Raw genomic sequence first — 25,382 nt, forward strand, 5'->3', positions numbered from 1 at the left:
TAAAAACATGAGCATTTTTCGCTTTCTATATTTAGACTTCAGAATAAAAATTACCTGAAACCTTTTAATAGCATGCGTAATATGCTCTTGTATTTGAATGTCTAGGGCTTGCCGGTCTGAGGGGGTGCTAACAACACCTGCCCGCTCATGCCGGCGATCAGCTCTGGAAACTTTCCATGAATGGTGGCATTGACCTTTACGGACTGGCTCACCGGATCCACCCGCGCGGCCAGGCGCTGCACCTTGGCAGGGTAGGTCTTACCGGTTTCGTCAATACGCACCTGGAATTCCGAGCCCGAATGCAGCCAGCTGAGCCAGCGCGAGGGCACCAGGAACTCCAGCTCCAGCGCGGAGTCGTCCAGAATGTCCAGCAGCGCCTGACCCGGCTGCGCATATTGCTGCTCACGGATCTTCTGCTCGGCCACACGACCGGCATAGGGCGCGGTGATCTGGCATTTGCTCAGCAGGCTGCGGTTGGCTGCGACTTCGGCCCTGGCCTTGTTCCACTCGGCCTGAGAGATATCCAGCTCCACCTTGCCCACCGAGTTCAGCTCCGCCAAGCGCTGGTTGGCCTTCCAGGTCTTCTCGGTGGCATCCACGCCCGCCTGGGCCTTGTTCAGTTGGGCTTGCGGCAGGCTGCAGTCAAACTGCACCAGCAGCTGGCCCTGGCGAAAGGCACCCCCCTCCACCACTGGCAGGCGTTGCACCTTGGCACCGATTTCGGCGGCCAGCGTGGTGTAGCGGTACGGTGAAAGCTGGGCACGGATCTCACGCTGGTCCAGCACGCTGGGCAAGGGGACCTGAGTCTTGGGAAGGCTCTGGACTGCCGGGCCGTGCTGGCCATGAGCGGCGAGCGACAGGCTCAACGCCAGGCCCAGAATCAAGGGGGAGACGCAAGACTTCATTGGAATTGGCCCGCGTCCCAGCTTTGCAGCGATTTGCCCACGGCCTGTGTGAGTTCAGGCAGGGGCATGCTGTCCGAGCCTTCGATCACGGGCTCCATGCCCAGGGTGGCTTGCAGGCGGGAGCTGGCGGCCTGCATATTGGATTGGGCCTGGTAACGGCGCAGCACGGAAAGAATGGTGGTGGTCTGCTGGGAGACGCGCTCAAGCGCATTGAGCTTGTCGGCCTGCACCTGATTGTTCACATGCTCGGACAGGCGCTGGTCCACGGAGGCAATGGTCTGTGCTCTTTCGTACTGGCGCACGGCGTTCGCAAATTGCAGACGGGCTACATGCAGCTGTGTCAATACCGCCATTTGGGTAGCCAGACGACGCTGATCGGCCAGCTGGACACCCGCGTCAGCCAGTTGACGCTGTGCAGGCAGGGACAGCAGTCCCAGCAGATTGAAGGAGATCTGCAGGCCAGCATCCTGCCAGCGGTCGTTGATCAGATAGCTGTCGCTGCTTTTGTTGACACCGTAGTTGAAGGAAAGGCCGGGGAACATGCGCAACATGACGCGCTTGGTCTCTTCATTGGCGATACGGGCGTTGTACAGGCTCTCGCGCAGATCCGGGTTCAGCAGCAGGGCCCGGTCTTCCAGCTTGTCCACCGGCTGCTCCAGCCAGCGCTGGGCATTCGATGCAGCAGGCTCGATCACACGCAAAGGCTGGTTCAGCTCTGCGGGAGACACGCCCATCAGCGAAGCCAGTTCGATGCGCGAGGAGGACAGCTCCTGCTGAATGGCCTCCAGCAGGCGGATGTTCTCCAGCAACTGGCGCTGATAGCGCAGCGGCTCCATGGGGGAGCGCAGTTTTTCTGCTTCGACCTTGCGCGAGTCTTCCAGGGCCTTGTCTGCATCCTGGCCTGCGGTCTGCAGCGAAGACTCCAGGGCCTGGGCCGCAGCCACACGCCAGTAGGCGATGCGCACATCCTGGATCAGCGTGTGTATGGCCTTGCGGCGACGCTCGGCAGCAATCTGGGCGCGATCCGCATGCTGGCGAGCCGCGTAATAGCTTTGACCGAAGTCCAGCAGGCTCCAGGAGAAGCTCAGCGAAGCCAAGGTCGACTCACGATCCGACGAGATATAGGGATGCGCCAGGGAAGGCGCGCCCGTGACGGAGTCCGTGCTGCGGCTGATCAGATCCTTGTCGCGGTAGCGGTAGCCGGCCGAGGCCACCAGCTTGGGCAGCATGTCGAACTTGGCAACATTGGCCGTCCCCTGCGCCACCGCCTCTTCCATGCCACGCAGGCGCTGGGCTGCGTTGTATTTGATGGCCCGCGCGATCGCCTCTTCCAGGCTCACGGGCCCGGTCAGAGGAGCAACGTCCTTGCCAAGGCTTTGCCGATCGGCCTGAACCTGCGACTGTATTTCCTCCGTGGAAAGTGCCTGGCTTGTCAAATTGGCGCAACCGGTGAGCCAGATGGCCGAGCCTAGCAGGGCTGTGAGCCGGACACGGCCACGAAAATTTGTCTCAGACCGGTGGTAAGCAAGGGCGTTCATATCAGCAGAGGGATAGTGGCGAAGGCGGTTTGACAAGAAGACGCCGGCGAGCTCTAGCAACAAACTCTCAAAAAGTATGCAAAAGTCTTAATTGTCAAAAAGTGTTCCAAGAATATTAACTGGGCAAGGACTGCAAGAGCAATCACTGAAATCAGGTATTTCTTCTGCCAGAAGCACCATGCGGCCGCACTCATTTTTTGCCCCAATTGGTGCATTGAGTGCTTGGTGGTGCCTGGTCAAGCGATTCGGTGGTGATGCAGTGTGTAGCTGCCTGAGGCCGCTTCCAAAGCCGCTTCCCGTTGGAGGCAGCAAGGCGCTCCTTCGGGTTTTCTCAGGGCTTAGGTTCAAAGCTTGCTATTGGAGATCCAGCCCTGAGCTGTGAATTTCGGATCAACACCGTTCGCATGGGTGCTTGCCACGCATTCCCGATGCATTGGAAGGCGTACAACAGCGCCCCCAGGCGCATCAAGCTGCTCCAGCAAAACCAGGCAGCTCAATCGCGGCTGCTACATCGTCAAGCTTGATGAGATCTCGGCACCCGAAATGAAATCGACCGCAACACCACGGGCGTGACGATTGCAGTCGATGGCGCGGAAATGCCTCGTGAGGGGTCCTGAAAACCCTGGCAATCAATCCTGGTCGCTACCTTGCCTCAGGTCGTCCGCGACCGACGCGACAAAGCTGACGCAGAGCGTCAACACCATGAGCGCAAAACTGACAAGCAGCCACTTCATAGCGTCCTCGTGCAATTGATATTCGCAAACAGTATGCTCGCATTGATTGACGGCACTAAATAGATGTTTACGCTAGGGCCAAGCACAGACCAAGCACCTGCCACCCCAAGCCCCATATGCTCTCAGGTCCTCTGCAAAAGAGTCACGAGAAAAGCCAAGGCCTGCTCGATGCAGGCGTACGAAGCCAGCCAAGCCATCTGCCTACTGGACGAGATCAGTCGCCAGACACTTGAACGATGCGACCGCCCATGCAGCGACACATCCCACGGCACACCGACTAATGAAGCGAGAACACAGCCGCGGCATCAATCTCAAGTGGCCTGGAAAGCAAATACCCTTGAGCGCAATCCACTCCAAGCCTTTTCAGCATATCCAGCTCTTCCGGCCGTTCAACGCCCTCTGCAATCACCAGACTTCCTATTTCATGCGCGAAGCTGATGAGGCCTCTGGCCAGTGCACGCCGCTTCTCATCTGTATCGATAGAGTGAGTAAGACTCATATCCAGCTTGATGATCTCGGGCTCGAGATTGAGGATATGCCGCATGCTGGAATAGCCTGCACCAGCATCGTCAACCGCCAGCTTCGCGCCCCGGCGACGGTAAGGCTCCAGCCCAATGGCAAGAGCCTTGTAATCCTTGACCGCAGCATGTTCAGTGATCTCCAGGACCAGACGTGAGAGATCATCAATGCCATCAAGTAGTTGATGGAATTTGCTGCTAAGCAGCAATTGTGGCGAGCAGTTGACACTTACACTGCTGTTGGCGGGCAGCCGCTCCAGCGCCGGCAGCACCTTGGAAACAGCGCACAACTCCAGGTCAATGCCCAAACCGGCCTTGTCTGCCACATCGAACCAATAATCCGGCGCATGCCTGGGCTCGACATCAAAACGCGAAAGGCTTTCAAAGCCGCAAATGGCCTTGTCACGCAAACTGCAGATCGGCTGGAAAACCATCCTCGGATCACCGTGCGCCAACGCGGATCGGACTTCACCGACCAACCGTGCCTTGACCTGCTCCTCGGCAGCCTGCTCTTCGATACGGTCTGCCAGGATCTCTGCAAATGCGCGCAGCAATTGCATGTCGCGCTCCCCTAGCGTTGGATTCGGGAGGTAGCTGAAGCAGCAGAGCGTCCCATATACATGCCCATCCGCAAGACGGACTGGAACACTCAAATGGGACCCAATTGGAATGGCATGTGTTGCAGAAATATGCTGAGCAACCGGCACACGACTTGTGTCCGGAATGCATTCGGGCAGCTCGCCATGCACAACCTTCAGGCAGTATCCCTCCTGCATGGGAATGCTCTGGCCTTGATAGAGCGGCCCGCCCGAAACACTGTCCAAATGCTTGAGCACCCGTTCGGTCGCACCGAAGTGTGAGACAAAGGCGATATCCATTCCCAGATGCTTGCGAACCGCACGCAGTATGCGATCCACTCCTTCTGCGCACACACCTGATCTCATCAAATGATTGAGATGGCGATTCCCGGCAACCTCCAGATCGTTCATCTGCATGCCCCCTCTTACATACAGTCGACTCACACGGCTTTTTTCAATATTTAATCTGGAAAAGCATGCAATGTGAAGCGATGATCATCGATATCCAGCAAGTGTCTCAGCATCGGCCGTGGCGAAAATGTCAATCGATCCAACAGTTTCGCCATCCGCCTGGGTTCCAGCTGCTGCTCCAGGAATGTTTCCGCGGTGAGTTTTTCTGTATGACGGCTTCATGGCATAAGTCGCCACCTGTTGTCCGCTTTGAAGCCTCCTCAAATCCTCGCTCCACTCAAAAGTAGAGAGCTCACCCCAGGGAGGTCTCTGCATGAAGAAATCCAGAGTTAGTGAAGCGCAGATCTGCTACTTGCCCAGGGCAGTCCATTCTTGCGAATCGGTCTGCATCTGCTGCATGTTCATCAGAACCAATGATCCAAGCATGCCTGCTTAACGCTGGGGTAGTCTTGCCCGCACCAAGGACACGATGCGATTGCACCGCTCACCATCGAAATTGAAGGCGTCACTGAGCGCCATATCCAGATCCTGTGAAAGCCCTTCACGAAGCATGCTTCGTGCACGGAAGAAGCGCGTGCGCACCGTGGCCTCTGGAATTTCCAGTATCTGCGACACCTCTTGCGCACTCATCTCTTCCACCCCGCGCAACATGAAAACCCTGCGGAAGTCATCGGGCAGCAGGTCAATGCGCGCCTCCATGATTTGACGCAACTCTGAACGCATGACGGTTCGATCGGGGCTGCGGTCCATATCGTCTTGCTGCCAACTGGTATCCATCTGCTGAGTCGATACCATCGCGGACTCCAGCGGCACGATCTTCAACTTACGACGTCTGATCTGTCCAAGTGCTTCGTTGACGACAATGCGTACCAGCCATGTCGACAACTTGGCATCCGCCCTGAAATTCCCCAATGCCTGCCAAGCCTGCAAATAGGCCTGCTGCACGACATCTTCAGCATCCGTGTCACTTTTCAAGATGGCTCGTGCGGCGCGGAACAACAAGCGATTGTGGCGTCGCATGATGGCCTCGAAAGCCACCTCATCGCCAGCTGCAGCTCTGAAAGCGAGCTCCAGATCCGACGCATCAGCAACCGTAGGGCTGTGGTTCGAAGGTTGAGTGTGCGGCATGTACGCCTCCTTTGACCATTGGATGGTGTATCCGCATCCAGCGTTCCCGTGTCGATCTGATTCTCGGCCCTGCTGCCAACAGGGGCGGAACGTGGTGACGCTCCGATCCATCCAATGGATGAGTGCTTGCCCTAGACACCGGATTTTCGGTCTCCCAAAGCTGGCCTCGTCACCCACGAAGGAGTGCATCATGTCGTTTTTGCATATCGCTCATCCACAGGAGGCGCGCCGCCTTTTTCTTGGCCAATCCGGGCTGATGCTTTCAGGTGCCGCTGTTGCGCTATTAGCCGGCCGTGAAGCGCTAGCCGCCAAAACCGGCGATGGAAAAGCCCAGGACACTCAAATCCTGAACACCGCCCTGAGTGCAGAGCTGGAGGCCATCGCTGCTTATCAGTTGGGAGCAGAAAGCAAACTGCTGCAACAATCGGTGCTGGATCTGGCCCTGACCTTCCAGGGCCATCACAAAGCGCATGCTGAACTACTAGCCAAGACGGTTGAAAAACTGGGTGGCAAGCCGGTAGTCCCCAAGACTGCTTACAACTTCCCAGCAAATCAGCTGAAATCACAGGAGGATGTGCTTCGGTTTGCGGCACGACTGGAGCAAGGGGCCGTCAGTGCTTATCTGGGAGCCGTTCCCTTGTTCGGCAATCGAGAACTATCCAAGGCTGCGGCCAGCATTCTGGGTGATGAAGCCATGCACTGGGCAGTACTGCGCCAGGCAGTGGGCGAAGCACCGGTCCCCACGGCATTCGTATCATGAACACCGAACGGTGGCTGCTGCTTGGCATGCTGTCGTTCGCGGCGACAGTGCATGCAGCACCTGACAAACTTCCTGGCGAGCAGATATACGCTCGCTGTGCGGCCTGCCATGCGCTGGCATATGACCGAGTGGGACCGCATCATTGCGGCCTGTTGGGACGGCGTGCTGGCACGGTTCCCGGCTTTGCTTACTCGAATGCCATGAAGAATTCCGGCTTCATCTGGGACGAAAAAACACTCGACCGTTTCCTGACCCAGCCCATGAAGGTGCTACCAGGTACGACAATGACGTACGCCGGAATCCCTGACTCCAAGGAGCGTAGCGACTTGATTGCCTACCTCAAGCAAGCCAACGATTCACGAGAGTGTCATTCCCTTCGAGCACTCCCGCATTGAACGCATATACCCTAGCTGCGCATCTCAATCGGCCTGAAGCAGTTCACCAAGAAAATGCTCAGGCCGACTGCTTCAGGCGGTGGATTCCATCGGCCGATGCAACACCATGCCTCGCCTCCGGCGCGAGGAGTCGGCCCAACCGGAATACGCATCGAGGCAAGATGTGGACGACAGATCGCCGGCTGCATGTATTTGGGTCTAGCAGTCACAGTCGAAGGCATCGCTCACCTGGAATCCATCACCCTGCCCATCTTCCAAAGCGGACTTTTCTCATTCCGGGGGCCAATATGCCCGACAAGAATTCCCCGACGCTCTGTTTGCAGCGTTTGAGCGGCCACACAGGGCTCAGGCCGCTTCAAGGCTGACGCCTTGACGGTAACACAACCCCATCCTCCAAGCAGCAACTATCCGCATCCACCCTAAAAACATCCCCTAGTAGTCGTGATTCCAACGCAATCCAGGCGATCCGTCATTCATCATGCGAATTCACTGGACTCGCCATCCCGGCAGCTGTACCGTCTTCTTTAGGTTCAGAAACTTGATTGAAGGCCGCCTTCCCCATGAGCAAATCCAAAGAGTCCACAGTCCATCGCATCGTGGATGCAAAGCAGTGGGAACTCAATCGCGAAAAAGAGCGCATCACCTATCCTGCCAACCATGCCGGCCCGATTCAAATGGACTGGCGCAAGCGTGAGAACTACTCGGCCACCGACCTGAACTACCGGGGAAGAAGCAAAACCCCATAACAGCAGCTCGGTCTCCGATCTCCTGACGAACCCCGCCACTGTTGAACTGAGCGGGGTTCTGCTTTTTCGGCAAGCACACGGCGACCAGCGCCAGCACCGCTGGCCCGCCAGAAGACAAGGCCTGGCTCCAGCATCACTTCCACTGACCGATCTGCTGAGCCGCTGCCTGTCCAGCGGAAAGCAGGTTCGCTACTCCGACGGACAAAGCCTTTGGCGAAGCACAAAACCTGGCTGCAGAGGCCACTCAGCCTCGCAAGAGTCGTTTCTGTTGATTGATAACCCGGACAGGAATCGATACGGAGCGCTACCCGAACCGCAGGCCGACAGAGCAAGGGCCACCCGTGTCCATGAACGCGCAAGGAGGGCAAACCGCAATTCCTTGGAGCGATGAATGCTCCACCACGGGAATAAAACATAAAAGCCGCTACAGCTTTAACAGCTGTAGCGGCTTATGTATTCTGGTGGGTCCTGCGAGATTCGAACTCGCGACCAACGGATTAAAAGTCCGATCAGTTAACCACGGTCAAAGGCGCATGGTTGAGCCATTCTTATCAATCTTGTGTCTCATAAAATACCACTCAATGCATGTTTTGTTGCCTATGGCAATCCGCGAATGCATCCTGTATATGAGACGTGCTTTTCTGTGGGCCTAGGTTGTAACAATCGTGTAGTTATTGATCTTGGCCAGCCACAATTGTGCACATGCCAGCAACGATTTATGCAGTAAGTTTTTTATAAATTTTCCTTTATTCTTTTAATTACCTCTTTCACAGCTGAGTTATTCGGCTGCAATTTTTCCGCTTGTTCAGCAGCGATAAGTGCATCATTGAAATCACCTGACACTTCGTAGTAACGTGCAAGATCATGCCAGCCTAGGAAACTTGTTTTTTCTACTACAACACCTACCTTTGCGATGTCTCGTGCCTCATTGGCACGTTTATCAGAGAATAAAATTCTGGCGAGAATGCGGTAAGCATTACCATAACTTGGGGTGCTAAGTAAAGCTAACCTAGCGTAGGCTTCTGCTTCTTGTAAACGCTTCAATCTCCATAGGGATTCTGATATAAAAACGAGCATCTCAGAAGTTACTTTTCGATGAGCAATTGCAAGCTTTGCAACTTTAAGAGCGTCATCCAAATAACTTTTTTCAGCAGCTTTTTTTAGTATTTTAAATAAAATATCGTCATTAATCTTTATTAAATTTTTTTGAATCTCAGAATCCTTTATCAAATGCCAAGATCCAATTGAATCCATTAACTCAAAGAAATTCTGCTGATATTCAGGCCGAATATTTTTTATTTTCAAAATATTTGCAAGGCAGACTTCCTTAACAGAAATGGATTTCGCTCTCTCAAAAAGACAATAATAATATCTGGGGGTGTTTTTTCGGTTTCGCGCTAGCCGATTGCAATCACTGGCCGATAATTTCCCTGATAATGCGCCTTCCACAAACTCTGAAAGAATGCCTACTTCACTCATGTAATTTGCGATGACATGCCCAACCAGCGGCATTTTTAAAGGTATAAGGTTTTTCTGTTCTAATCTATTAATATGCTTACGGTCAGGCTCAAATAATGGGTCATAAGCGACAAATACGGATTTTGCCTTAGTGGCTCCGATGCGTGCATCCGAAAAATCACCAGACCAGTCTTGAATGCGACCTTCTTCGTAACGTTTTTCCCATGGGACTATCAATGGATCCAGCGTAGATTGTGGATTGAATGCAATTACTTTTGAGCCAGGTATGGCATCTGCGAATGCCATTGCTGCGAATCCACCCATTGACGAGCCATATAAAAAAATCTCATCAAACTGAGCAAGAAATTTTTGTAAATCATTTGATCGAAAGAAATCGTGTAAATCTTTCCCTCGATACCACTCAACTGATTTTGGTTTTACACCGATAACAGCGTAACCACGCTCATGTAGCCACATACCGCCCCACGGTTCACGAAGAGCATCTGGTCTTGGTATGTTTGGTTTGTCTGCATTTTCAAAAGTAAAAACTATACTTTTTGCCCCATCTATTGGTATGTAATCAATAAAGTACCCAGGCAATTCAAGCGATAGAAAATCTTTTCCATTTTTATATTTAGAATTTAGATTAAACATATATTAGAAACAGTCAATTATTCAAAACATTAAGAAATTCAATAAGATATGTATTCTAAGGTAAGAAAGCATACAGTTTTTTTTGTGTAAACGGGCACTCCACTGCGCAGTGTAATCTTCCACTTCATCAAGGTTTCATGCACTTGCATGCTTCGGCCAACCTCGTCACCACGATGCCACCTTTGGTCGAAGGTTACTGATCAAGCACCAAACGCAAAAAGCGCCCCGACACCAATAAAGGTATCAGGGGCGCTTTTAGTTCAACTGCTCGAGCAGCGTTCGGTCAGCCGCAATCTGGCCACGCAACAGGCTCACCTGGGCGTCTCGCTTTTGGACCAGTCCAGCAAGTTCGCCAACCACTTCCGCGCCTTCTGCAGCGAGGCCTGCGAGTCGCTGGTGCTGATCTGCGAGATCTCGGCAGGCAGCGGCGTCACCGGCAAGCTGGGCGTTGCGGGTGGCCGCGCTCCTGATGTCGTGCTGCAGGCCTGCAATGCGGGCAGCATCAGCAGCGCGCCCAGCCTCCAGGCGGGCCATTTCTTGCGTGTAGTCATGGGTGTTTTCCTGTTGGGAGGTACCGTGCGTGACCACGGCAACCGCTTTGTTTTCTGTAGCAGCTTGCGATTGCTGAGCTTGAGATGCGACCTGTTTGTCCTGTGCGCTTTCCGCACGCGCGATGCGCGCGTCTGCTCGCCAGCCATTGACCGCCCAGCCAGCGGAGAAGGCCAGCACCAGCAGCAAACCCTTGGCGATAGAGTTAGCTCGGTCATTCATCACTTGCTTTCCTCCAGGCACAGGGAGCGCTCAGCTTGCCGGCGGTTCTGGAGCCCTTGGACGAACTTGCCATCCGCAAATGACCAGTTCGGCGCACCGCTCGAGGTCCTAGCGATCAGGTTGCAGCCGGCCGTCACGTTGCCCTGATTGATCTGGCGAACGGCCTGGGAGCCGCACGCACCCTCCTTGCCCACGTTGATGGCGAACATGGTCAAGCCGATCAGGCGCTTGGCCGTCAAATAGTCCCAGTTCACGCATCCCAAGACGGTGTAGCCGTACTCGAGCAACGTGGTCTTGTTGACCTCCTGGCATTGGTCGCTGGTCAGCTTCGCGCCGGGCGGAGCCTTCCAGTCAGTGCGGCCTGCACAGAACGTGGGAATTCCGTTGGCCAGCTTGTCCTTGTAGACGTGAAGAATGTTGCCTTCCCAGCGTTCAAGCGTCGTGTACGCCAGCGGGCTGGTCAGGGCCGCCAGCAGTGCAGCCGGGATCGCCCCCTTCCTGGCCAATGATGCAGGAATACTTGGCGCCTTGGGCATTGAGACCTCATTCATGCTCGGCCTCCTCAGTTTCCTTGGCCGGGGGCATGATCGGCGCACCTGTCGTGCGCATCAGCGTCATGCGCAAGTCGCTCTCTGCCTTGTCTCGAAGATCGGCAGCTGCTGCACGATGGTCAGCTGCGGCTGACCGCTTGTCCCTGCGCCAGGACCAGTATTGGCTGCAGACCCAACCCAAGATGCCGACGATGGCGCCAATCGTGATGCCAAGCTCTGAAATGGTCAGGCCGCCAAGAACAGCCCCGGCGGCCCCTCCATATGTTGCTGTCTTGCCTACAACGATTGCGGCATTCTCCAGTGTTTCGTTCATTGACTCCCTCCGCCGTAATGAGCACCAAAGCAACCGGCCAAACCAGATGCCATTGACATAGCTCAGGGATGCTAGGGAGCGAGAAGATCTCCACTCAGGTGAGCACTGGGAGCGCAACGCACAGATAAACGACCAGACAGGCGACTACTGGAACCAGCGCATCCAGGCCGCTAGCCCTGTTCCATACCCTGGGATCAAACCCTCCCCACCAGGGCATGCCCGTGCGGTGCCCGCCCGCAAACGCCTGAATCCAGCGATATTCGGCCTGGGTGTGCTCGCGCGCCAGCCACCAGCTGCAGGCCAGCGCGCCACCCAACCACCAGTTGCCCAGCACCAGGCCGACCAGGGCCTGGGCCAGCATGGCAATCAGCGCGTGAATCAGCGGCGTCCAGTCCATCAGGCCACTCCCTGCCGATCTAGTGGCTGCATGGCCGCCACAATTTCGGCTTTGCGCCCTGTCGTCAGAAGGCCCTTGTCCACCAACATGGCCAGGCCTTGCTCGGTCTCCGCGTCCTCATAGGTAAGGTATGCAGAGCCCAGCAGCCGGTCATAGAGCAGCTTGACGACAGGGTCCGTCATCGTGGCCGTGACAACGGCCAGCTGCTCTGCCTGCGTGAACAGGTCCAGCTTTTGATTGCCGAAAAAGCGCGGCCATGCCGGCGGTGCCGGGTTCTCGCTGCCCGCAAACACTCGATCTGGAATAGCTGGCGGCTCGATCTCGTACTGCTGCAGCTCTGGGATGCGCTCGCTCAGGTTGATGTGGTAGCCAGGAACGGGAGCCAAAACGGGCACCGGTCCATCAGGCGAGTCCAGCATCTCCCCTGTGGGGCGCTGGATCACGCCGACCACATCCACGGCCACCGTGCCGATGGATGACGGTATCTCCACCGCCTGGGGACTCAGCCACGGCGCGAATGCCGCGCGGGCAATTGGCTTGGAATCAAACTTCAGAAATCGCATGCTCAGGCCTCCGTGATTCGTTTCAGCTCAGCAGCTGTCAGGCGCTTGGGATAGAAAGCGAAGCGCCGGATATGGCCGTTCAGCCTTGAAGTACCGCCCGACCAGCCGGCAGACAGTTCGCCAAGAGACAGCCCGGTGAGCCCCTTGGGAATCGTGCACAAGGTGTCAACCACCCCGAGCACGCCATCAGTGGCGCCCACGGTGTTGTCAGTCTGGTACGCGAAGGCTGTTTTCTTGGTCACGCCAGCAGCGAATGTCCCTGTGACAGTGTTGGTGCCGATCTGCCCGGCACCTGCCACAGCCATGCTGGCCGCGAGCACACCCGTGCCGTTGCCGGTGTTCAGATAAAGCCCATTGCGAGTTTCAAAACTCAGCGTGGCGTCTCCAACCGCGAACAGGCCAGGGCCATATCCAGGGGCAATACTTGAAGGCGCCCCCTCAAACAAGAAGGTGCCCTCGTCTGGCCGATACCAGTTGGAGAAGTTAGCGCCGAGCAGCCCGGCGAACTCGTCTGCCCGCGTAGCCACACTCGCCCCTGCAGGGATGTATGACGTTGGGGAGCTGCCCGCCTCGACTTGTCGGCCAAACAGAAACAAGCCCTTGCCGGCCTCCCCCTGATAGCCGCCCGAATTGTTCTTGTAGACCTGGACTCGAAAGACCGCCGCTGCAAAGTCGCCTATAGCGGTGTACTGGCTCCAGATGCGCCACCAGCCATTCAGGCACTTCTGTATGCCGTATGGATAGCTGGGCGCCGATGTTGCCGAGCATGCGGTATCACTGACATTGAAAGCCAGGGACTGACTGCCAGCCACACTGCCAGCAACTCGAAGCACTACTTGGCGCTCTGCCCCAGGCATCGCCTTGACAAAGACGCTCTGCACGAATGTTTGCCCCGTGGTGACCGCCACTGCCAAATCGTTGACGTAGTGCTCGCCGGAGGTGGCCGGATCGTCCTCAATGGAAGTGACCGCCAATCCATCGGGGGCAATTGCACTGGATGTGCCCAAGACGGTCCCCGTGCTTGCAGTGGGTTGCCGGGAGTTGGTTCTCAGGTTCGTGCGCGCCCCCTCCACCAACAGGCCCAGGCATTTACCGGTCGCTGGATCGTGGTCGATGCGCGGCACACCAGCAGGCACAGTTTCCAGCACGCCAGCAGCATTCCATCGCGTGGCAGCAGACGCTCGGGTAAAGGTGACGCGCGGGTCCACCTGGCGGCTGTTGGCAAAGTCCAGCAGCAGCGAGGGCCGCAGGTCGGGCAGATTCAGAATATTTGCCATGGCAGATTAGCTCAAGGTCAGGGTTGTGGAACGCGCGACACCATCGTCACCGCGCAGAAATAGCTTGATGGATGTGTCGCTGACACGCTCTGTCCAGAAGGAGCCGTTAGCTGCAGGCTGGTGCTTGGAGACCATGAGCGCGCCCAAAACATCCAAGAAGGCCAGCCGACCAAAGAACTGAGCGGGCGGGATCTGCGCAGGATCTGAACCCACCGTCGAGGTAGGCACCGATGCCGCAGCGGCCGCATTGATGGCCTCCTGCTGAGCTGTGCTGACTGGCGCCTTGGTCACGGCATTGCCGCTGGGCGTGCCATCTGCAGTGATCTGCAGTTGCGCCACCCCGCCAGTGACCAGTTGAACCACATCAGATCCAGGCAGGTTCAAACCGGTGTTTTCGTCGGCTGCGCCGCGCACGCTGGGCGCTGCAGCCGTACCCGCTGCAAACTTGCCGGCCCCAGCGCCATCGCGCACCGCCTGGTAGCTATTGACCAGGGCCGCAGCCTGGGCAGCCAGGTCACGCAAATAGCCCTGAGTAGGCATGATGGCGTACGCTTGGACTGTGGCCGTGCTGCCTTTGTAGTTAGGGCTGATGCGCAAGCTGGTGCCGCTCACGATGGACGTGATCTCATAGACCTGCGCGTCCGGCCCCAGGAAGGTTTCGCCAACCGCTGCACCATCCACCCATGAGGTGCCTGTGCCGGTGATGACGTTGCTGTTGTTGGTCACCGCGACGGTGCCAGTTCTGTACCATGCCATTTAGCAGTCCTTCATGGTTATCTCTTGATCGAGATGGTTGTGATCTTGATGTTGTTCAGCGAGCGCTGACCTTCGGGGGAGTTGCGAGAAATCGCCGGCATGTTCACGACCACATATGTGGCGCCCAATGGCACCGCGTACATGGGAGTGATCACGTAATTCCCAATGCCCTGAAAGACCTCTACGGATGCGGTCCCCATATGAGAGCCATTGGCATAAAACAGCAGCTCTACGCGGGCATAAGCGCCCGGATAGAGAACGCCCACAGCCGAACTGTCTTCCCCGTAGCCCCTATAGGCCATGAGATACAGGCCGTCGCCACCGATGTTGTTCACCCATTCCAGATAGATGATGTTTTGATACTCGGGAGACACTGCAAACTCATCAAGCGTCCGACTGGCGGATACGAAAAATGCAAAATTTCCGCGCCAACGTGGAGCCACGGAAGTAAGCGCTCCGCTCTTGATCTGCAAGGTGTCAATGATGTTGGCCTGGTGGACGGTCATCACACCGCCAACGACATTGAAGCCCGGCGTGTAAATATCACCATCGGCAGTGACTTGCAGATACTTGCCGTTGTTGGCATTCCCGATCAGCAGGCCGTTTGGCCCCAGGTGGAAGCCGCTTTGCCCAGCCGCAGGCCAACCGTAGCCCGCAAAGGCGCCGCCGTTGATCTGCCCTCGGATGTTGAGGCCGTTGAAATAGGCCTCTCCGTTGGCCCGGATCGCCCAGCCCGTGCCAGTAGGCCCGTAAACGCCGTTCCAGTTGCTGGAATGCAGCTCATTGCTTGCAATCGTGACGCCTCCCACCTGCCCCGACGAGGCATACACGGTCCCGCGCACGATCACACCCGAGAACTCAGCCATGCCGTCAGGCCGCAGCGTCCAGCCGCTGGAGCCGGCCACGTAGTTGCTGGATTTCAGCGTGCCACCAATCACTCCATTACCGGCTGTGAGCTGACTGGCACTGATAGCCGTGGCCTGCACCTTGTCCGCAAAAAGCGATCCGAAGCGGCCAAACAGCGCTTCGACATTGCCGATGCGCGCCGAGTCCATGTAGACACCGGCCGGCACGGACACGCCATTGATTGTCATGTCCGAGGTCTGCACATAAAAGGGCACGACCTTGCGGCTGCCATCGGGCGCCACGATGCTGAATGCATCGGTGGCAAACGCAATAGCGATCTTGGGCCCTGCTTCACCATCTGCGGTACCGGTGATCTGCATGCCACCCACCACCACCTGCCCCCCGCTGCCCACCTGCACGGCCAGCGAGTACTTGGCTGCCAGATAGCCATTGATGCCGGCCTGTGCCGTGAACTGCTGCTGCACTGCTGCATGGTTGTCACCCACAGTAGCGGCCAACTGTTGACGCGCCGAAGCCTCTGCCTCGTCCGCCGTGGCGCGGGCCTGCGACTCCGCGAAAACCTGCGCACGGATAGCATCCTGTTCGGACTGCATCTGCGCTGCCAGCGCTTGGCGTGAAATGGCTTCGGCGGTATCAGCATCAACTCTGGCGATCTGCTCATCCGAAAGCTGGGACTGCAATGCGCTGTCAGCCCCTTCCAAGCGCGCCGCGAGTTGCTGCCTCTGCAGCGCTTCGGCTGCGTCGCCATCAGCCCGCACGCGAGACTCCTGCTCGAGCGCTGCCTTTTGCCCATCTACCACGGCAGCCAACTGTGTGCGCTGCACAGCCTCCGCACTCAAGCCTTCCTGGATCTGCGTGGACAGCTCGACCTTGGCCAGGGCCAGTGTTGTTCTGGCCTCCTCCATGTTGCGCTCACCGGTCAGAATGTCTTGCAGCAAAGCCTGCGCTGTGCGTTCACCCTCTTTTTTGCTCAGCTCCCGAGATACCGAGATCTGGCTTTCGCGCGAGGTGGTCTCTGCACGGTCGCCCTCCACACGGGCGGTGGCTTCAGCCTCGATCTGGGCCTGCAACAAACCCTGGTCCTGCTCCACTGCCGCCGCCAACTGCTGACGGGCCAGTGCTTCAGCCGCATCGCCTGCCACACGGGCAGACTGTTCCTCGCTGACCTGCGCAGCCAGATCGCTGTCCTTGCCATCCAAGCGGGTGGCCAGAGCGGTGCGGGCCGCTGCCTCGGCTTCATCGGCGGCAATGCGTGCATTGCGCTCGTCCGAGACTTCCGCGCCCAGGGCGCTGTCCGCCTGCTGCAGCTGTGCAGCCAGCTGCAGCCTGGCCGAAGCTTCGGCGCTGTCCGCCGTGGCGCGAGTCGTTGCCTCCTCCTCCAGCAGCGCCGCCAGCGTGTCTGTATCGCCCTGCATTTGCGCGCGCAGGGCCTCGCGCTGCGCTGCTTCTGCCGCGTCGCCATCTACACGGGCCGCTTGCTCGGCTTCTATTGCGGCAGTAGTTTGCTGTTGGTTTCCCTGTACCGTGGCCGCCAGAGCTTGGCGCTGGCTGGCCTCGGCTGCATCCGCCGTCGCGCGCGTCAACGATTCCTGCTCCAGCGCTGCCGCTTGCTGGTCCACGGTAGCCGCCAGCTGAGTGCGCGCTGCCGCCTCTGCTGACAGCCCCTCCTGTATCGAAGCGCTCAGCTGGTTGCGCGCAAACGCCAAGGCGTCCTGGGCCTGGACCCTGTTGTATTCACCATTCAGGATGTCCTGCAGCAGAGCTTGTGCGGTCTTGTCCGATTCACGCTGCAACTTGCTCACAGCGGTTACCGTAGCCGTGATGGCTGGCACATCCAGCGCCGACAAGGTCAGCTCGGCACTGCCTAGCCTGGTTTGCAGGGCATCTTGCGCGGCCTCATACTCGGCCCGCGTCACGCGCAAGGCGATCTGCGCCCCCAGGGCATCGAGATTGCTTTCTGCGGTGGTCAGCCGGGCAACGGCATTCTGCAGCTCAAGTGCCTCGGCCTTACTGCTGAGCGTGCCGTTGATGCTGTCGAGCTGCTGAACCACATTGATGAGGCGCGCGTCCAGACCCTCATAAAGAAGCAGATCTGCTGGCGAAAGCACTGCCTCCGCAATCCTTCCGTCCACGTAAGCCGTGGAGGCCTTGAGCTGCAACTGACCAGACAACGCATCCAGCAGCACCTCCAGATTGGTGACCTGGGTTTTGGTGGTCTCTAGCCCGTAGATCTTGACCTGGCCGGTGGCTGGATCGACATACACACCGGCATCGGTGATGCGCTCGAGCGCAGCATCGGCAGCCAGCGCAGCTTCCAGCAAGCCTTTGCCCATATCCTCCATATTGCCGCGCACCTGCTGGTTCAGCGCATCTTGCTGAGCCGCAGCGGTCACCAAGCTTTTGCCCAGCGGACCGCCCTCAATGTCAATCAGGTCAAGGCGCTTGAGATCCACCTGCGCCACAGACTCCAACTGCTCTAGGCTGAAATCGTTGAGCGCGTCAATGCGGTCAAAGTCAATCAGATCTAGCTGGTCGATCTTCTCCACCACGATGGGATCAAACTGTTCAGACCCAACCTTCCCGGCCAGCGCCTCCAGCAGACCGGCCACATCCTCGCCCGTAGCGGCCGCCACCGGGCCGGCCCAGTTGCCGGCCACGCCATCGACGCTGACGTTGCGCGCCCAAATGTTCCAGCTTTGCGCGGGTTGGGCACTGAAGCTGATGGGGCCAGCATAGCCTTCGCCCATCGGGGTGGCTTGCTGCAGATCAGCACCCTGCCCGGCCCAGATCTCCGTGCGGGCATGGCCATGGCCTACGGCATAGAGTGGGGCATCCCATGCCACCTGCACCGAAGTGAGCATGCCTGTCGCCGTCAATCCGGTCACCAGGGGGGGGCGGGGTCAAGTCAGGGTTTTGTATCTGATCAAAGCTCTGGTCTAGCTCAATGACAAAGCGCGCAATGCCATTGGCCAGCTGGCCTGCCGTGTCGATGGCGCGTAAACCAAACGTCCACAGGCCAGCGCCTGGGCGACTGGCCTCAAACTGGGCGGTGTAAATGTCATCGTCATCACCCAAGGGCTGCATGGCATCCCAGCCGTTCAGGCTCAAAGCCACTTCTCCAGGCAGATAGCGGATTTGCACACCAGCCAGTGCGGCCGGTTTGTCACCCGCATAGGCCCAAGCAAAACGTCGCAAGCCACCAGCCAACTGCTGGACCACAAACGTGCCGGGGTTGCGCGGGGGCAGCTGTGTCTGGCTGGTGATGTACAGCTTGACGGCCACCTGACCAGCACGCCCCGCAGGATTGAACGGCCGCACCTCGATGAGCCATTCGCCCGCCCCGTCAATGCGGAACGTGCTGCGGTTGCCGACAGCGTTGCCGTCAACCAGGCGCAGCTCGGACCCGTCACGGCCGGCCCAGACCTGGGCGTGGTCAAAGTCGCCTTCCACATCCCAGATGCAGGACAGCTCGTACCACTCTGTATCGCCCTGCAGGTTGACTTTTTCTGACACGCGCAAGTTCTTGACCACGGGGCGACCCAGCTGGGGGATGCTGCTTTGATTGGGCGCGGGCACATAGGTGCCGTTGAAGACATAGTCCCAGAACTCCGGGCCCTCTGGCACGGCCGTCACGCGGGCGCCTTTGAGGTCGGACTCGGGGTCAATGCCGGTCACGCGCACGCGGTAGCCGGGTGTGGACTTGAAGTCATAGCACCAGAGCGTGTCGTGTGCGGGGTTGTCCAGATCCTCCCCGGGCAAGGCCACGCCCACGGGCCATTCGCCCACCAGGGTGACTACGTTGGACTCGGCCGCCAGCGGCTGCACGGGCCACACACGATAGTCGCGCCCACCAGGCACCCGCAGGCCGATATAGGGCGTGGCTAGCGGCGGCACTGACTCGTCCAGCGTGAGCTGCACTTGCCCGCCCACGCGCTTGGCAGCGACCAGGCGCCCGCCGAAGCCCCATTGGGTCAGATCGTGGGACACGGACAGCACCGACAGGCGGCGATAGTCCAGGTGCTCAATGTCGGCAGTGAAGTGAACGGTCTTGTACTGGTACAGGCTCTGGGCCAGGTGGTAGCGGGCCATCACAGCGGCCTGGGCCTCGCTGGTGATGCCCTCGCCCGTCACGCGGGCTGGATTCAACATGGTGGTCACGCCTGGGGCCATCACACGCAGGGTCGTCATTTCCCAGGTGTCGCGGCTCAGCCATTGGTATTCAATGCCGTCGGCCGCGTTGCTCAGCGCGTAATCCACGCTGAATCCGCCCTTGAGCATGTTGGCCATATTGACCACGCCGCCCAGGGGCTGGCCGCTGGTCACAAACGAAGCCGTGGGCCGACTGCCGTCCGTCCACGTGAACTGGCCCATGCCGGCCAGCGCCACTTCGTCGCAGAAAGCACCCAGCGAAACACCTGTGGTGACCCATTTGTCATAGGTGTAGCCGCGCGCTGCGCAGTGCAGCATGAAGGCCTTGAGGCCTTCGATGTCGATCTGATCGTCGCTCAGGCCAAAGCCGAACTGCAAAACGCGCTGCCCCTGGGGGTTGACGGTCCAGATGCCGCGCAGCGTCTGCAGCAGGATGGCGCCAGGGTTGGACAAGCCATTGGCACGCGTGGTGGCCGTGGCCCAGCCCGTGCCCGTCCAGATCGGCATGGGCTTGGCCCGATAGGTGGCCCGCACCGTGTCCAGGCTGCCATTGAGCTGGCCCGATGCGCGGATCTTGATGCCGATGCGGCCCCACTGGCTGTAATCCGTGGTGTCGGACTGCACGGTCTTGAGCGCAACCCAAGACAAGCGGCACATATCCTGCGGGTCAGTCCAGTGAGGTACCCCCAGCTTGGCCCTCACCTCGTACTGGCCCGGCGCCACATCGAACGAATAGGTGCGGCGCAGTGCATCCTGGCTGGCATGGCTCAAGGTGGTCTCAAGCAATGTGGCCCACGCACTCGTGCCGACCTTGCGCGCCTGAATGGTCAGGCCCACGCTGTTTACACCCACACCCGACTTGCTGTACACGGCGTAAAGCTGGCCCTCGATGTCCACCTGCAGGGCCGCGGCCCCGGCCGAGCCGGTGCGGGTGATCCAGTCGCCGCCGTTGACGAACTCGGCACCGGCGATAGCGTCCACATTGCTGTACAGCGGCACGTTCTGGCTGGGCATGCCAGCAAAGCCATTGAAATACAGGCTCACATCGCTGTAGTTGCCGATGGGCGTGTCACCGACGGCCAGGTCAAACGCTTCATGCACATTGATGCCGCCCAGCAGGATGGTGCTCAGGTACTGATCGTCGCCCTCGTACCACGCATAGGACTTGCTGGCCAGGTCGGGCGTGACGCGCATCTCGCCCCACAGCGTGGGGATTGGCTCATAGGGGCGCGCAGTGTTGCGCTGGTCGCTCAGGCTGTAGATCTGCTTTTGCGCCTGGGACTGCTGAGATTGAATCTTGGGGCCCAGCACCTTGTTAATGAGCATGGAGCCAGCCATGAACATGCCCATGCCGATGGCCGACCCAGCCGCCGCGCCCATGCCCATGGCGCCGGCCAGCGAAGCCCCCCAACCAGCCGTGAAATAAGACAGCGCAGCAATGGCCACCAACTGCAGCGCGCTCTTGCGCAACACGGCCCGGCAGGCGATCAGCTGGCCATGCTTGGGGAAGGTGCGCACCCACATGGCTTGGGGCACCACGGCCCCGCCGATCATCACGGTCCAGGCCCCGGAGTCGATACCGGGCACATGGCGCTCGAGGAAAGATGCCAGGCTCTCACCGGGCTGCAGATCTGCCGGCACATTGCGCTGGCCGTCCAGCGTCAGTGCATTGGGCGTGACGACCAGGCGGCCCTGAGCGTCCAGCACATCGGCAGGCACCCCGTCCACGGCAGCCACAGCAGCAGATTCAGCGCGATTCACTTCCATCGGTAAAAGCCCTCTACCACCAGGCCGTAGCCCAGCAAGTCCTGCACCCGGTGCAGCACGGACGCACCCAGCTTGTGGGAGGTGTGCAGCACATGCGGTGCGAAATTGGTAAATACGTAAATGCCGATGTGCCCGGCCTGCTCGGTATCAAAGTCGCGCATCAGCACGGCATCGCCGTCCTGGGGCTGCTCCACTGCCGTGCCCAGCTCGGTGCAATAGCCGGCAATGGCGGCGGCTTGGGCATCCAGCTCGAGCGGCCGGGCCCGCTTGCCGGCCAGCACCACCTGACGACCGAACAGCTCGCGCTGCACCAGCAGGGCCAGGTCGGCGCAGTCCATGTGGCGTGGGCAATAGGGGATGCCGATGAATCGGTCCAGCTGCAGGGCGTCCAGCATCAGAAGATCCCCGTCAAGGTGTGCGGATTGGCCATCTGCAGGCAGGCCGCGCGCCGCATGAGGTCATCGACGCTGCAGGAGGCCTGGGCAGAGGCCCCGCTGATGCTTACGCTGGACATTGGCAGCCAGTACACATGCTGATGCACGTCCGGCATATCGCGCGGAACGATGATCAGCTTGGCCATCGTGGTGGTACCGGGCAGGCGGCGCTCTAGCTCGTCGCTGACGCCACGGCCCACGTTGTCCATGCCCAGGCGCATGCGGGGAGCCTGCCCAGCCACATCGTCAGGCAGCGTGAAGCCGAACATCAAACCGATGTAGCTGATGCCCTGGCTCACAAAGTCCTGGGTGTCGTTGCAGATACGCATGGGCTCCGAAAAGCTGGGGTTGCTCACCTCCAGCAGCTCGATATGACCCACATCGTTGGTGAGGCGCTGGTTTCGCGTGCGAAAGTCAGTCATCGCAGGAACTCCAGCGTGGCTGTGCGCTGTGCGACGGCGAACCCTTGCGCCAGCGGCACCAACTCACCTAAAGCGCCGCCCTTGAAGCGCACCGAACGCACAACACCAGTCCGCGTGTCGAACCAATTGAAGAAGCCGATGCGGCGAACCGTATTGAAGTACCAGTCCTCGAAGGTTTCGGTATCGTCTGCAGACTTGAACTGCAGCGTCACCTCAACTTCTTTGACCACACGCGCATTCGTGACACGGAGCTTGGCCAGGCCGCGCTCCATCTCCGATGACGCGACCGCTGGGTCAAACGACTCGGGACGGGAAAAATGGACAGTGACGTATGAAGGTAGCGATGCCATGCATAGGCATGCTAGGGAGCGGGTTCAGCTGTCCCTCAGGCCAGGAAAGCGTCCAGTCAGTGCGCGATATGGCGCGCCGGTACCGTTCGATATCCCATCGCCGATCCGGTTCTCGATCTGCTTGAATATCACTTCGATGTCGAATTGACCGTTGCCCGATGTGCTCCGCTTCACTTCTGGCTGCGATGGTGCCCCAATGAACTTCATATTGATGATGGGGGCAGCGCCAGCCCACCCACTTCCCTGCCCTCGCGGGGACGGCACGTTCGCAACCTCCATGCCTCCCATCGGCGTCACCCGGCCAGACTGCCCTGCCATCATCAGCAGCTGCTTGTTGCCCACAGTCAGCAGCTCCGGTACGCCTCGTTCATTGACCTCGTACATCTTTCCGGCGCCAACATCGCCGCCGTTGGCTCGGCCACCGCTGATACCGAAGAGGCTTCCAATTGCACTGACAGCAGATCCGAACAAACCAGAGCCTGACCCACCCTGAACAAGCCCACCGAACAAGGTGCGCGAAAGATTTGCAGCAATGGCTTGACTGGCCATCTTCATCAGCATCTGCCCCCAGGCCCTGCCGATATTGTCGAAATCACCCGTGAGGTTGTTGTAGATCGTGTCGCCCAACTGGTCCTGCACGTTCTGCGCGAAACGGACCGTGAACTGATCCATCTGATTCAGATTCTCTTGATATTCCTTTCTGGCCTTCACTGCCGCGCGCGTGTATGTTTCCTGCGAGATCACGCCGGCCGCTAGCAAGCTGTCATGCTTCAGCAATTCGATATTCAAGCGCTCCAGCGGAGTCATCACAGATTCGGTCAGGGCGTTGCCGAGTTCCTGTGCTTGCGTGGCCATGTCCGCACGCGCCTTGCTTGCCTCTTCCGCTCGCGCGATGAACATACCGAGCTCATCATCCTGAAGCTTCGCACGCTCAGAGGCGTAGCGTCTCTGAATGAGCGTCACGCCTTCTTCATACTCCTGTGTGCTCAGTTTTCGCTCCTTGAGCAGGGCCTTATGCTTGGATAAGGACTCTTGCTCCTGCGCATCAATTCGAGCCAGCTCATCAGTCGATGCGTTCGCACTCAATCCAAGCAAGTAGCTCTTGCTATCAAACTTCTCACCCTTAGAACCTTCTTTGAGCTTCTTTTGAGCTTCGGTCAGGTCATAGATGGTGGTCGCCAGCTTCTCAGCCTCTGCTCGCTCCTCGGCCGTGGCATTGACGCCCAGCTTCTGGATCGCCTGCAGTCGAGCACGTGCCGCACCAGATAGCTTGGCCAACTCAACTTCATCACGCATGGCTGCCAAGCGCTTCTGAACTTCAGGATCCTTGCGATTAACCTTCGCCTTTGCGGTGGGAGCGCTCTCTCGCTGCTTCTGTGCCTCTGCCAATTTGTAGTCGGCATTGATCATTTCCTGCAGCTCTTTGGTGGCGCCATCCGCATTACTTCGAGCCTCCACCAAAGCGCGATTGACGTTCTCCAGTCCCTTCGAATCAATGCCGCCCCGGCCTTCCTGAAATTGCTTGTTCAAGGCTGCCTGGTCACGCTCCAGCGCCTTGACTGCCGCATTCGCATCCCGCGCCTTCGTTGTCAGCTGCCCGATGGCGTCCGCTGCCTTGTTGCGCTGATTGGCGAGCTGCGCAGTGGTCAGCTTATCAACCGAAGCTGTGAGCTCGTCGACCTTGGGTACAGCATTCGATGCGTTGTTCCCAAATGCAAAGATGCTTGCGGCGGCGATGCCGGCAGCAATGGCAATGCCGGCTGGCCCAGTGAGAAATGCGATCAGCCCGCGCAAAGCACCACTCATGGCCGCACTCGTGGCAAGTTGCGCAGCCTGCGCCGCAGTCAGTCGATTGGTTGCCACTTCATGCGCCAGCGTGGCGGCCGTCACCTGCGCCTGAGTTACGCCAACGCCAGCAAACGCCCGAGCCTGCGCTAGAGAGGCAGCTGTTTGAGCCACCTGGGCCTCCGCCAATGCGACCTCTGCTGCTGCGGCACGTACAGCCACAGCAGCCTTGGCGGCTGTGGCTACACTGGCAGCCACCATTCCTGCAACGTAACGCGTCAAGCCAGCAGCAACTGCGATCAAAGCCGTATCGGCCAGCACATTGAAATTGGCCCCAAGCGACTGAATGGCTGAAGAGATAGTGGCTGTGATGCCGCTGGCCTCATTTGTGCGCCCGACATACTCATACAGAGCATTCGTCACGGACTGAATGGCATCCTTGACCGTGGTAGGCATGTCTTTGACCTGCTTTGCGATCTTGGACGAGCCATCGGATAGCGCCTGCACCAGCACATCAATGCCAAGCTTGCCCTCGGCTCCCAGCCTTCGAATCTCGGTTGCACTTTTGCCACTGCTCTCAGCGATGATGTCGACGACGCTGTCCACAGTTGAGTAGATGCTCATCCATGCGTCTGCATCAATCGCACCTTTTTGAAGCGACTTGGCCAGAGCCTCCATGGCTCCTTTGGATTTATCCGCGCTCGCCGCATTGACCACCAGCAATCCGCTGAATGAGTCGATCACATCCACTGACTGGCTCAGCGATAGCCCCATTTCCCGCAACACCGGCGAGAGCTGGATGAAGCTCTCGCGCGTCTCTTGGATCCTCCGGAAAGTGGCGTTTGCGGAGGCAAGCATGCGCTCCTGCACATAGGTGTACTCTTCTGTGCTCTTCGTGGCCTGCTTGATGCGGCTGGCGTATTGACCCCACTCGTCGGCCATGTCTATGACCTTCATCACCGCCAGGCCTGAAAGTGCTGCCTTTGCTGCAGCAGCGATCGGGGAGAGACGCTGCAAGCTGTCGGCAGTCTTGTCCAGACTTTGCTGGGCGCGACGCTGATCCTTGATCATCTGATCAAGCTCCAACGTCACGTCATAGTAAATTTCGCCTACTTTCTCTGCCACAGCATGCTCTCCAGTTGTACTGAAGAAATG

General features: G+C 58.5%; 21 protein-coding genes. 3 read left to right on the forward strand and 18 right to left on the reverse strand.

The window, feature by feature from the left end:
* Positions 1 to 101: 101 nt before the first annotated feature.
* From V8Z78_RS03525 to V8Z78_RS03540, 4 genes are all read right to left on the reverse strand, one after another.
* Positions 102 to 905 (reverse strand): efflux RND transporter periplasmic adaptor subunit, encoded by an 804-nt coding sequence (locus V8Z78_RS03525; protein ID WP_349730884.1) that lies wholly within the window; start codon positions 903 to 905, stop codon positions 102 to 104.
* A complete protein-coding gene (locus tag V8Z78_RS03530; RefSeq protein ID WP_349730885.1) occupies positions 902 to 2,341 on the reverse strand; it encodes a TolC family protein in 1,440 nt (479 codons plus the stop codon). The genes V8Z78_RS03525 and V8Z78_RS03530 overlap by 4 nt, the downstream gene beginning before the upstream one ends.
* A gap of 1,113 nt (positions 2,342 to 3,454) precedes the next feature.
* A complete protein-coding gene (locus tag V8Z78_RS03535) occupies positions 3,455 to 4,690 on the reverse strand; it encodes a sensor domain-containing phosphodiesterase (RefSeq protein WP_349730886.1) in 1,236 nt (411 codons plus the stop codon).
* Positions 4,691 to 5,116: 426 nt separating this feature from the next.
* Complete coding sequence (locus tag V8Z78_RS03540) at positions 5,117 to 5,812, reverse strand: RNA polymerase sigma factor (protein ID WP_349730887.1); 696 nt, start codon at positions 5,810 to 5,812, stop codon at positions 5,117 to 5,119.
* A gap of 190 nt (positions 5,813 to 6,002) precedes the next feature.
* On the opposite strand from V8Z78_RS03540, the gene V8Z78_RS03545 reads away from it, so the two are divergent.
* The 3 genes from V8Z78_RS03545 to V8Z78_RS03555 all read left to right on the forward strand — a co-directional run bounded on the left by V8Z78_RS03545 (position 6,003) and on the right by V8Z78_RS03555 (position 7,713).
* Complete coding sequence (locus V8Z78_RS03545) at positions 6,003 to 6,572, forward strand: ferritin-like domain-containing protein (protein ID WP_349730888.1); 570 nt, start codon at positions 6,003 to 6,005, stop codon at positions 6,570 to 6,572.
* Positions 6,569 to 6,967 (forward strand): c-type cytochrome, encoded by a 399-nt coding sequence (locus V8Z78_RS03550; RefSeq protein ID WP_057091988.1) that lies wholly within the window; start codon positions 6,569 to 6,571, stop codon positions 6,965 to 6,967. The genes V8Z78_RS03545 and V8Z78_RS03550 overlap by 4 nt, the downstream gene beginning before the upstream one ends.
* A 560-nt stretch (positions 6,968 to 7,527) precedes the next feature.
* On the forward strand, positions 7,528 to 7,713 hold the full coding sequence (locus V8Z78_RS03555) for a hypothetical protein (protein ID WP_003070780.1): 186 nt from the start codon (positions 7,528 to 7,530) through the stop codon (positions 7,711 to 7,713).
* 732 nt (positions 7,714 to 8,445) lie between these two features.
* Here V8Z78_RS03555 and V8Z78_RS03560 read toward each other — a convergent pair.
* The 14 genes from V8Z78_RS03560 to V8Z78_RS03625 form a co-directional block, all read right to left on the reverse strand.
* Positions 8,446 to 9,825 carry a hypothetical protein gene (locus V8Z78_RS03560; protein ID WP_349730889.1) on the reverse strand — a complete coding sequence of 460 codons (1,380 nt, stop codon included), beginning with the start codon at positions 9,823 to 9,825 and terminating at the stop codon, positions 8,446 to 8,448.
* Positions 9,826 to 10,080: 255 nt separating this feature from the next.
* Complete coding sequence (locus V8Z78_RS03565; RefSeq protein WP_349730890.1) at positions 10,081 to 10,596, reverse strand: hypothetical protein; 516 nt, start codon at positions 10,594 to 10,596, stop codon at positions 10,081 to 10,083.
* Positions 10,596 to 11,147, reverse strand: a complete 552-nt coding sequence (locus V8Z78_RS03570) for a lysozyme (RefSeq protein WP_349730891.1) — start codon at positions 11,145 to 11,147, stop codon at positions 10,596 to 10,598. Before V8Z78_RS03570 ends, V8Z78_RS03565 begins: the two co-directional genes overlap by 1 nt.
* Positions 11,140 to 11,460, reverse strand: coding sequence for a holin (locus tag V8Z78_RS03575; RefSeq protein ID WP_349730892.1), 321 nt, complete (start codon positions 11,458 to 11,460; stop codon positions 11,140 to 11,142). The genes V8Z78_RS03570 and V8Z78_RS03575 overlap by 8 nt, the downstream gene beginning before the upstream one ends.
* A gap of 94 nt (positions 11,461 to 11,554) precedes the next feature.
* Positions 11,555 to 11,857, reverse strand: coding sequence for a hypothetical protein (locus V8Z78_RS03580; protein ID WP_349730893.1), 303 nt, complete (start codon positions 11,855 to 11,857; stop codon positions 11,555 to 11,557).
* Positions 11,857 to 12,420, reverse strand: a complete 564-nt coding sequence (locus V8Z78_RS03585; protein ID WP_349730894.1) for a hypothetical protein — start codon at positions 12,418 to 12,420, stop codon at positions 11,857 to 11,859. The genes V8Z78_RS03580 and V8Z78_RS03585 overlap by 1 nt, the downstream gene beginning before the upstream one ends.
* A gap of 2 nt (positions 12,421 to 12,422) precedes the next feature.
* The gene (locus V8Z78_RS03590) at positions 12,423 to 13,697 is read right to left on the reverse strand and encodes a phage head spike fiber domain-containing protein (protein WP_349730895.1); all 1,275 of its coding nucleotides are present in this window, start codon (positions 13,695 to 13,697) and stop codon (positions 12,423 to 12,425) included.
* Between the two features lie 6 nt (positions 13,698 to 13,703).
* Entirely contained in the window at positions 13,704 to 14,453 is a 750-nt protein-coding gene (locus tag V8Z78_RS03595) for a hypothetical protein (RefSeq protein ID WP_349730896.1), read from the reverse strand.
* Positions 14,454 to 14,470: 17 nt separating this feature from the next.
* The gene (locus V8Z78_RS03600) at positions 14,471 to 18,181 is read right to left on the reverse strand and encodes a phage tail tip fiber protein (protein WP_349730897.1); all 3,711 of its coding nucleotides are present in this window, start codon (positions 18,179 to 18,181) and stop codon (positions 14,471 to 14,473) included.
* Positions 18,087 to 21,236, reverse strand: coding sequence for a host specificity factor TipJ family phage tail protein (locus tag V8Z78_RS03605; protein ID WP_349730898.1), 3,150 nt, complete (start codon positions 21,234 to 21,236; stop codon positions 18,087 to 18,089). Before V8Z78_RS03605 ends, V8Z78_RS03600 begins: the two co-directional genes overlap by 95 nt.
* Positions 21,227 to 21,631 (reverse strand): hypothetical protein, encoded by a 405-nt coding sequence (locus V8Z78_RS03610; RefSeq protein WP_349730899.1) that lies wholly within the window; start codon positions 21,629 to 21,631, stop codon positions 21,227 to 21,229. The genes V8Z78_RS03605 and V8Z78_RS03610 overlap by 10 nt, the downstream gene beginning before the upstream one ends.
* Complete coding sequence (locus V8Z78_RS03615) at positions 21,631 to 22,092, reverse strand: DUF1833 family protein (protein WP_349730900.1); 462 nt, start codon at positions 22,090 to 22,092, stop codon at positions 21,631 to 21,633. The genes V8Z78_RS03610 and V8Z78_RS03615 overlap by 1 nt, the downstream gene beginning before the upstream one ends.
* Positions 22,089 to 22,442 carry a hypothetical protein gene (locus tag V8Z78_RS03620; protein WP_349730901.1) on the reverse strand — a complete coding sequence of 118 codons (354 nt, stop codon included), beginning with the start codon at positions 22,440 to 22,442 and terminating at the stop codon, positions 22,089 to 22,091. The genes V8Z78_RS03615 and V8Z78_RS03620 overlap by 4 nt, the downstream gene beginning before the upstream one ends.
* A gap of 24 nt (positions 22,443 to 22,466) precedes the next feature.
* The gene (locus V8Z78_RS03625; protein WP_349730902.1) at positions 22,467 to 25,352 is read right to left on the reverse strand and encodes a tape measure protein; all 2,886 of its coding nucleotides are present in this window, start codon (positions 25,350 to 25,352) and stop codon (positions 22,467 to 22,469) included.
* Between the last annotated feature and the right edge of the window lie 30 nt (positions 25,353 to 25,382).

The sequence above is a fragment of the Comamonas sp. wu1-DMT genome, from assembly GCF_040187805.1.
GTDB lineage: Bacteria > Pseudomonadota > Gammaproteobacteria > Burkholderiales > Burkholderiaceae_C > Comamonas > Comamonas thiooxydans.